A 9,676-nucleotide genomic window follows, 5' to 3' on the forward strand; every position below is an offset into this window, starting at 1 on the left:
CAATATAGGGCTAGAACAATTCAACAAAGCCGTCACTAAAAGGTAAAACAGTTCTAGAAGCAGAGTGAGAGTTCGCAACCGAACCCAAACCCGCTTCATTAGAAATAGCAGACCATTGAAACCCTTGAATAATTACACCAATAACACCCCCCTCAATTGCCTTGGGAGCAAAAGCACCAGAAATAATAGTAGCGATCGCCCCAGGAATTTCGGTAATATTAGCCAGGAGAATAAATAGGGAAGCCAAAACATAAACTAAACACATCAAAGGTACAAGAGTCCCTGCCACCATACCAATACGCTGAATACCACCAATAATTACCAACCCGACTAAAACTACCAGAACCAAACCATAAACCCAACTAGGTAAACCTGGTAATACAGTAGAAACAGCTCCATAAGACTGATTTGCTTGGAACATATTAGCGCCACCGAAAGCAGCAGAAATACACAATACAGAGAATACTACAGCCAGCACTTTACCTAAAGTTCTCTGCCCCATTTCTGCTAAACCTGCGGATAGGTAGCGCATCGGTCCACCAGAAATAGTACNCGCTATTGATATCGTTAGAGGCAGATACGACGACCCTGATGATCAAGGAGAAATCTCCCACTTCCAAGCTTTGGCTGCAGCATTGTCAGGAACAGTAGAAACAGCTCCATAAGACTGATTTGCTTGGAACATATTAGCGCCACCGAAAGCAGCAGAAATACACAATACAGAGAATACTACAGCCAGCACTTTACCTAAAGTTCTCTGCCCCATTTCTGCTAAACCTGCGGATAGGTAGCGCATCGGTCCACCAGAAATAGTACCATCAGGTTTAATAATGCGATATTTTTGAGCCAGGGTACATTCAACAAATTTACTGGTCATCCCAAAAAAACCAGCGATCGTCAACCAGAATGCAGCCCCAGGTCCGCCTATACTAACAGCTACAGCCACACCTGCAATATTGCCTAATCCTACAGTTCCTGACAATGCTGCAGCCAAAGCTTGGAAGTGGGAGATTTCTCCTTGATCATCAGGGTCGTCGTATCTGCCTCTAACGATATCAATAGCGTGTTTAAAAGCACGAATATTGATAAATTGCATCCTAATAGTAAAAAAAATTGCACCAATAATTAACCATAAAACAATTAAAGGAAAACCAGCTATACTAAAGAAAAGAATGCTAAATATTACATTTACAAAACCTGAAAAAGTTTGATCTATGCTTGTAATGAAACTATTTGCTGTTTCTGGTTCTGATGCTAAAGCAACAGTTGGTATTAACAGAAACAGGAAAATATAGAGCCAAATTCGTCTTTTCATTTTCAACTTTACCAGTTAATCATTTTTCTTAACTAAACACTTATACCATGAAAGTCTAAATTTTTCAGGTATAGTCAAGGAATTATTCAACTTTTCTATTANCAAAACAGCAAAATTAGTGGTTAATCATTGTCTTAAATATAGAATTGGCAGGATTGTTTTTGGATGGAATAGGCAACAAAAAGATGGTAAAAATATGCCGAAAACAGAAAAATATACCTGGGTATTCATTAATGAATAATAGATAATTACCTCTTTAAAAATTGATAATGAACAATGGATAATCAATAATTATTTTGTAAGCATTCAGCTATTAGCAGTCAGAAATCAGCAAGAAAAACCTGCGCTTAAGGAAGGAGTGTAAATAAATATAGACTTTAAGGTCAAGGGTGCTAGCTTTTGTAGTCATATTTTTCTGAATCCATTAATAAAGCTTTCCTATACGCACTAAAAGCAATAGCTAAGAGCTAACGGCTGAATGCTTACATTATTTTTGACCATAATTATAGGGTTTTCAAATGAGACCGGAAAATACATCGTATTTTTTTAAGTCAGGAAAATCAAATAAATTACACTCAAAAAAAACTTCAAACATCTTCTTAATTATTGTGAAATTATTCGAGAAGCAATAACATCTCCTAAGTAGATTTTTTCAGGATAGCCAGAACGCTTGAATTGAATTTTATTTGGGGGCGTAATGAGCCAAAAAATGACAATTTATTTTCCAGTCTTCAGTAGCTAAATATTGATTCAATTATATTAGGAACTCTTGCATCTTTTCTCCTTTGTTATCAGAACCTCTATCCCAAAATATAATGATTTTCCGACTTTTTTTATCGATGTAATAGGTTTAAATTTTGTGTCAGCAACTTTTTCAGAAAATCTATGTTCGACCCTTTCCTTTTATATAGGAGAATTAATTTTTTATGTTCCTATATCAAATGTAAATTCTATCTTGAGGATTAGTTTACTGAAATAATTTCTCCTGTTTGTAAACGTTTCATATAATTTTCTAGGTCTGTTGCGACTTTACCACAAAGGAAATAAGTACCAAGTAAAGTAGGAAAAGCAAGAGTTATTTTCAAAGCATCAGCGAATTGAATTACAGCTTCTGGATTAGTAACTGTACCTACAAACACACCTACTAAGAACAAAACTTTATATATAATCACACTCCGATCTCCAAATAAATATTGCCAGGAAACTTGACCATAATAACTACTAGAAATCATGGTAGACAAAGCAAACAAAAATATACAAACTGTCAAAACAGAAGGAAACCAGCCAATGACAGAAGTAAAAGCAGCTAAAGTCAATTCTGAACCACCAAGATTAGCAAATTCTGGATTATTGTAAACCCCAGTAATAATAACTACTAAAGCAGTCATGTTACAGATGACTATAGTATCAATAAATGGTTCTAGTAATGCTACAATCCCTTCCCGGATAGGTTCCTCAGTTTTCTCCGTAGCNAAAGCAAACAAAAATATACAAACTGTCAAAACAGAAGGAAACCAGCCAATGACAGAAGTAAAAGCAGCTAAAGTCAATTCTGAACCACCAAGATTAGCAAATTCTGGATTATTGTAAACCCCAGTAATAATAACTACTAAAGCAGTCATGTTACAGATGACTATAGTATCAATAAATGGTTCTAGTAATGCTACAATACCTTCCCGGATAGGTTCATCAGTTTTCGCCGTAGCATGAGCGATCGCAGCCAAACCCAAACCCGCTTCATTAGAAAAAGCAGCGCGTCGGAACCCTTGGACTAGCGCCCCAAGCAGACCACCTGCCATAGCTTGGGGAACAAAAGCACCATGAATAATGCTCCCTATGGCATTAGGAATAGCTGTGAAGTTAGCCAAAATCACCCACAGAGCAGCGAAAAAGTATACGGCACACATTGCGGGTACGATAGCAGCAGCCACTCCAGCAATACGCTGAATACCTCCAATAATCACTAACCCCACTATTAATACTAGAACCAATCCATAGACCCAAGTTCTTTCGGCAACAAATGGTAGCACATTAGCAACGACGACTTGAGACTGGTTAGACTGAAATATACTCGAACTACCTAGTACCGCCAAAATATTGAAAAATGCAAACATTCCTGCTAAAACTTGACCAAAACTTTTTTGTCCTAAATCAGCTAAACCTATTGACAGATAATACATTGGTCCACCAGCAACTGTACCATCTAGTCTAATCATCCGATATTTTTGAGCCAGGGTACACTCAATAAACTTGGTACTCATGCCTAAGAAACCTGCGATCGTCATCCAAAAAGCTGCACCCGGCCCTCCCAAACTAATAGCAATGGCAACTCCGGCAATATTTCCTAGCCCCACAGTTCCAGATAGGGCAGTAGCGACAGCTTGAAAATGGGAAACTTCACCTTCGTCATTGGGGTCATCGTACTTACCCAAAATAACATCAATAGCGTGTTTGAAGGCTCGAAGATTAATAAACTGCATTCGGATAGTAAAAAAGAGACCACCACTAATTAGCCAAAGTACAATAAGTGGTATGCCTTGGTCACCTCCAATACTATAAAAAATGATAGCATCTATATTTTTTAATAATTGGGAAAAAGTAGCAGAAATCCAATCTAACATTTAGTTTAGTAGTTCCTAATTTAAATTCAAGCATGAGCTAATTCTAGCACTTAAAGATTGTTTATTAGGTAAATTTTAAATAGTTTTTTCACGCTTATGTGTCCCTTTTTAAAAAGATGAAAAGAATAAACTTCAGTATTTCAAGCGTCTACCTTCAGCCAGAGATGTTGTTTTGCTACGCAACATGAAAAACGTTTTTGCTGGTGCAAAGCTATCTTAGGATAACTCCTCTGCAAGAGGTGGTTATGATCTAGGAGGCTAATATCATGTTCGGTTGAATACTTATAAATTATATTTGAAGGAGTTAGGAGGGAAAGAAGAAATTTAGAAGGAAGAATGTTTATTATAACTAATTATCCGCAATTCGTAGCTCCCCCGGAGGGGGCACATGATATAACTGATAATTGATAAATGAAATAGCACAACCTTCAAGTTTATGCTCAAAAAACCCCCGAAAACTCCTCACGTTCCGGTTGCTCCCGCAGCGTAACCGCTTCGCAGGAAATCACAAAATCTTGATGACATTCCGGACGGTTAGCGCTGGGGATTACCGGACTTGACAATTGGTGTGCATATGCACACAAGAAGGCATGGAAGAAGACGACTTCTCTCTTTGCGTTCTCGACAATGCGCGCAAGGCAGCGCGGGCGGTCAGCCGTCACTTTTTCGGGAGCATTTTCTTCAAGTTTATGCTCTCATAACCATTACTATGTACCACTATCCAGTATTTTTAGCTTTTGCTAGCTTCCACCTAAAAAAAAGTAGTGATAAATGGGATTCATCTGGGGAAAATAACAGTAATTTACCAACCAATATCGTGAGATATTTAGGATTACAAAAAAAATTCACCCTTGTGAGAATCAATTGAAAAAACTATTCTGACTTCTCTTGAGCAACTTGATTAAAAATTGGTATTAGAGGTAAAATATAGGTATTTGTAATCATGTTATAATATAATTGTATTCACATCCACTTCTATTTCCAAAATTTACTGTAATTTATACAGCATCAATAAGACCATAAAGCAGTTAACCTTGTTACAATTTTCCATAATTATAGTTCTTTTAATTATATTCAATAAAGAAAAAACTTTAGGAATAAACCATNAGTGGTTAAAAGGCTCCCGAAAAGTAAAATATGGTAACATCAAATCTCTATTAGGTGCGTTATTGATATTGACTTAAATTGTTAAGTAATAATTGAGAAATTCTGGTATAAAATCACACTTGGATTGTATCTCATCAACCATTTACAATTGCCAAACTATATAATAGAAAAAAACACTATGAAAATTCTACTTCCAGAGAATTCAGATCGGCATCAAATCCAATTACCAGACCCCATTAATAAATCAGAGATACCAGAGCAAATGCAACAAATGAGTTTGATGATTGCCGAATCCCTGCATGAAGAAGATAAAAATCAGGAGGATTCTAGTATGAATATATCGGCTGTAACTATCCCAGTACCAGAAAATCAACAAGATATAGATGATGCAGTAGGAGCATTATTTAAGCAAATGTCTCGTTATCCTCTTTTGAGCCAAAAAGAAGAAATAGAATTAGCCAGGCAGATCCAAGAGTTAGTCATATTTGAACAACTGCCAGAGAAACTAGCAAATGACTTAGGGCGACTGCCGACAAAAGGTGAAGTAGCAGCAGCCGCAGGTTTGACAGAAATGCAACTAGACCATCGCCTACATCAATGTCGGGCAGCCAAACGTCGAATGATTAGCTCTAACCTCCGTTTAGTAGTTTCTATTGCCAAACGTTATCTAAACCGGGGAGTGCCTTTTCTAGACTTGATTCAAGAAGGAGCATTAGGACTAAACCGCGCCACAGAAAAATTTGACCCAGAGAAAGGTTACAAATTTTCTACTTACGCCTATTGGTGGATTCGTCAAGGAATAACACGCACCATTGCTAATCAAGGACGTACTATTCGCCTACCAGTTCATGTAGTTGAACAAATTAACAAACTTAAACGAGTTTACCGCGACCTAAGACGCAGTTTAAATCGTATTCCCAGTGACGCAGAAATTGCTCAAGCGTTAGAAATTTCCCACCAACAACTGCGTAACCTCCAGCAAATTCGTCGGAAAACTCTCTCTCTCAATCATCGTTTAGGTACAGATGAAAATACCGAACTGTTAGACTTCTTAGAAGATAATGAAAATACTACTCCCGAAGCGCAAATGAATGATATGATGATGCGCCAGGATATCTTGGAGGTATTAAATCATGTGTTAAGCGATCGCGAACAAGATGTCATTACTCTCCGCTATGGTTTAATCACAGGGGAACCTCATACTTTAGATGAAGTGAGTCGGATGATTAATCTCTCCCGCGAAAGAGTACGACAAATTCAAGCTAAGGCAATGCGAAAGTTACGTCGCCCTCAAGTGGCTGAACGTTTAAAAGGATGGTTAAATCGTTTTTGATAAAATTTTAAGATAATATTAGTTAAATTATGTCCCTGAATGAACTAAAGTTGCGTGCTGCAACACCAGCAGATGTACCTGTAATATTTGAGTTAATTAAAGCCCTAGCTGAGTATGAAAAATTATCTCATGCTGTTACAGGTAGCATTGCTTCCTTAGAAGCTCATTTATTTGGTGAACCTGGTAGCGATGGGTCTAATTATCGCCCCATCGCTGAAGCTATTATTGCTGAATTGACAGGCCAAGCTGTCGGTTTTTCTTTATTCTTTCATAACTATTCAACTTTTCTCACCCAACCCGGAATTTATATAGAAGATTTATTTGTGTTACCTGAGTATAGGGGGCGGGGTATCGGGAAACGACTGGTAAGTTATGTGGCAGAGTTAGCAGTATCCCGAAACTGTGGGCGTTTGGAGTGGAGTGTTTTAGATTGGAATGAACCGGCGATCGGATTCTATGAACGTATTGGTGCGTCAATTTTGAATGAGTGGCGTATATGTCGTGTTACTGATAATTCTCTCAGCAGTTTAGCATCTGGACAGCAATTATAGTCAGGACTTACGCAAAAAATGAAATTACACACCATCCGTAGGGCTTAATGGTCATTATCCCTTATTAGTGGTACTTAGACAACTTAACTGCCAAAAATAAGCTCAAATATAGATAGGGAGGCGGTTTTACGTCGAAAATGTATAAATCCTTTATTACCAAGGGTTTTAGCCATTTTTAAGGAGTTGACGTAATTCCCTTGTCTAGACTGGCTTTTCCTCCGGAATGCTGCGCAAACAAGCAGTTTTTCTGCCAAAAAATGTCTAAGTACCATTAGATATAGTTGCTCTGCCTAAGTTCTGCTAAGTCCTGATAGTGCAAACCAGAAGTCAGAAATCAGAAGTTAGAAGTAATCCCTGAATGAGTTTGAGGATTCATAAATATCCTAACCTATTTGCGTAGTGCTCTAAAAGTTAAAAGTTAAATCATTTCTTTGATTAAGGCAAGACAAGAACGGGAATGTCCTCAATGACGACTGCTATTGATGGTTTTGGGGAGTAGAGAATAGTAAGGACGTTGGATGCAACGTCAGTAAGGAAGATGGGGAGTTTGATAGGGAACAAGCAAAAAATATTGGCGTTGTTGATTCTAGGTATGATTTGATAATTTTGTATTTTGGATCGGTGTATTTTGGATTTTTTGAACTACTTGTTAATATTAACTGTTCCCTGTTCCCTATTCCCTATTCCTTACAAACCCACTTTTATACCTTAATTCAGCAATGCCAAAATATTTAACCCATTAATCTGGAATCTGTTCTAACATTTCAGCTCAAAATGGCTTTGTTGCATGAAAGTAGCGATAGAACATCCGTTCCGCTTTTCGGTTGTTCCCGACATGAAAGGTGAACCTAGTGGCAGCTATAGAACCCCTGAAAGGATCTATTTAAAATTATAGATTGAGAGTAGGGGAGTGTGGAGAGTAAGGGATATCGGGAGATGGGGTGTATTAGATATCTACCCAAATCCCATCATCAAATCAATTCTTACCCATTTTTTATCAATTAATTCTCGAATTTGACCTATTTTCTGGAGATACGGTTAGGACTTCTATAGCAATGAGCGCTGGTATATTTACAAATTGTAGTAGGGGCAAAAGAGCTAGAAGTCTTATATTATCGGCAATTTATTCCCCCTGTTGCCTGTTCCAATAGTGCCTGTTCCCGGAGCACAGCGCTATATATCACTCTCTTTCTAGAGATTGATGTTTTATTCATCTATTGGACAATAGTAAAAAGGCTCAAAGCCTTTACAGGTAAAAGTTTCAGCCTTTTTATATCAAAGATTGATGTTCTATTCATCTATTGGACAATAGTTATAGAAGTATGAAGTACATCTCCAAAGCAAGTGCGGTAGCTATATGCTTTCATACAACAAAGCCGCTCAAAATTAAAAATTTACTGCTACTAGAAAATTCTGAGTTCTCAGGGATTCAGAATTTTTTTGTGTAGTGGCTAAATCTATTCAACTTGACTATTGTTAACAAAATAGGTAAAAATATAAGACTGATTATTAATTTAGTGTCGGGAACATCACACATAATACTGAGGTTATTAACTATGACTATTTGGGTAAATGAACAGATAGATCCATCTGGTATTGTCTACTCTTGTATTGCCTGTTGTGACAAACAGCAAGCTGAAGAATGCCATGAATCTTTTCAAAATAATTTAACTGATACTCAAAAGGAACAAGGATGGAAAGCTACAATGCGAATTGTTGAGTCTTGGGATGAAGTACCTGTCAGTGCTTTAAAATTAAATTAAAAGTTCAAATGCCGATCGGTGCTTTCTTTCATTATGAACCAAAACATAATTCAGCTATACGAACCACTTAATATTCCTAAAGCTATTGATGAAGATATTTGGATTGTTGATGGCCCTATTGTCAGAATGGCGATGTATGGCACACATATTCCATTTCCGACACGGATGACGATTATCCGATTGAAAAATAATGATTTGTGGTGTCATTCTCCTATAGAATTAGTTCCAGAATTAAAAGCAAAAATTGATGCCTTGGGTTCGGTTCGTCACTTAATTTCACCAAACAAAATCCATTATACTCATATTGGCAGTTGGGCAAAAGCTTATCCAGAAGCTATTGCATGGGCATCACCAGGAGTGGTAGAACGTGCAGCACAACAAAAAATTGAGGTGAATTTTCATGCTTTTCTTGATGATGAAGCACCAATTGACTGGTCAGAAGATATCGATCAATTAGTTTTCCGAGGTAGTAGGTTTATGGATGAGGTAGTATTTTTTCACCGCAAAAGTTCTACAGTCATTCTAGCAGATTTAATTGAAAATTTTGAGCTTAATAAAGTTAGTAAAAAATTTCATTTATTAATTAAGTTAGCTGGTTGTGCGGCTCCAAATGGTAAAGCACCACTGGACTTACGAATAACATTTTGGGGGAGAAAAAATCAAGCTCGTGCCTGTTTAGAAAAAATGTTAAAATGGGAAGCTAAAAAAATTATTTTATCCCACGGAAAATGCTATGAAGAAAATGGTAATGCTGAATTAATCAGAGCTTTTGCTTGGCTAGTTCATTAATTGATAATGGATAATGAATGATGGATAATTATCTCTGGTTAAAACCATCAGATTGAACGATGGGGAAATCACCTGTTCTTTTTTTCTCCTATTAGGAGAGGTTTGAAACCGAATTGATTAATTATAAATTATCAATATAAAGTTTTGGAAATATCACCAAAATGCTTGTAGTATAATAATTACTCATCTTTTTAAAT

6 protein-coding genes and 2 pseudogenes are annotated in these 9,676 nt (G+C 37.0%); 4 read left to right on the plus strand and 4 right to left on the minus strand.

Annotated features, from left to right (window positions below):
* Window positions 1-10: 10 nt before the first annotated feature.
* The 4 genes and pseudogenes from AFK68_RS23660 to AFK68_RS23670 form a co-directional block, all read right to left on the minus strand.
* Complete coding sequence (locus AFK68_RS23660) at window positions 11-532, minus strand: alanine:cation symporter family protein (protein WP_371357528.1); 522 nt, start codon at window positions 530-532, stop codon at window positions 11-13.
* Window positions 533-661: 129 nt separating this feature from the next.
* Window positions 662-1,315 (minus strand): annotated as a pseudogene (locus AFK68_RS23665) (alanine:cation symporter family protein); the annotation flags it as partial.
* Between the two features lie 962 nt (window positions 1,316-2,277).
* Window positions 2,278-2,787: alanine:cation symporter family protein (locus AFK68_RS42440; protein ID WP_246844402.1), on the minus strand; the 510-nt coding region annotated here is incomplete at its 5' end.
* Window position 2,788: 1 nt separating this feature from the next.
* Window positions 2,789-3,936 (minus strand): annotated as a pseudogene (locus AFK68_RS23670) (alanine/glycine:cation symporter family protein); the annotation flags it as partial.
* A gap of 1,285 nt (window positions 3,937-5,221) precedes the next feature.
* On the opposite strand from AFK68_RS23670, the gene AFK68_RS23680 reads away from it, so the two are divergent.
* From AFK68_RS23680 to AFK68_RS23700, 4 genes are all read left to right on the plus strand, one after another.
* Window positions 5,222-6,376 (plus strand): RNA polymerase sigma factor, RpoD/SigA family, encoded by a 1,155-nt coding sequence (locus AFK68_RS23680; RefSeq protein WP_371357527.1) that lies wholly within the window; start codon window positions 5,222-5,224, stop codon window positions 6,374-6,376.
* 29 nt (window positions 6,377-6,405) lie between these two features.
* On the plus strand, window positions 6,406-6,927 hold the full coding sequence (locus tag AFK68_RS23685) for a GNAT family N-acetyltransferase (RefSeq protein WP_094675601.1): 522 nt from the start codon (window positions 6,406-6,408) through the stop codon (window positions 6,925-6,927).
* A 1,556-nt stretch (window positions 6,928-8,483) separates the two neighbouring features.
* Entirely contained in the window at window positions 8,484-8,690 is a 207-nt protein-coding gene (locus tag AFK68_RS23695) for a glycogen debranching protein (RefSeq protein ID WP_094675605.1), read from the plus strand.
* Between the two features lie 33 nt (window positions 8,691-8,723).
* On the plus strand, window positions 8,724-9,479 hold the full coding sequence (locus tag AFK68_RS23700) for a DUF4336 domain-containing protein (protein ID WP_094675607.1): 756 nt from the start codon (window positions 8,724-8,726) through the stop codon (window positions 9,477-9,479).
* Window positions 9,480-9,676: the final 197 nt, after the last annotated feature.

The sequence above is a fragment of the Hydrocoleum sp. CS-953 genome (assembly GCF_002260545.1).
Taxonomy (GTDB): Bacteria; Cyanobacteriota; Cyanobacteriia; order Cyanobacteriales; family Microcoleaceae; genus Trichodesmium.

Coding starts and splice junctions, on each gene's coding strand:
- AFK68_RS23695 (WP_094675605.1), top strand. CDS start 8,484: ATGACTATTTGGGTAAATGAACAGATAGATCCATCTGGTATTGTCTAC.
- AFK68_RS23700 (WP_094675607.1), top strand. CDS start 8,724: ATGAACCAAAACATAATTCAGCTATACGAACCACTTAATATTCCTAAA.
- AFK68_RS23660 (WP_371357528.1), bottom strand. CDS start 532: ATGCGCTACCTATCCGCAGGTTTAGCAGAAATGGGGCAGAGAACTTTA.
- AFK68_RS23680 (WP_371357527.1), top strand. CDS start 5,222: ATGAAAATTCTACTTCCAGAGAATTCAGATCGGCATCAAATCCAATTA.
- AFK68_RS23685 (WP_094675601.1), top strand. CDS start 6,406: ATGTCCCTGAATGAACTAAAGTTGCGTGCTGCAACACCAGCAGATGTA.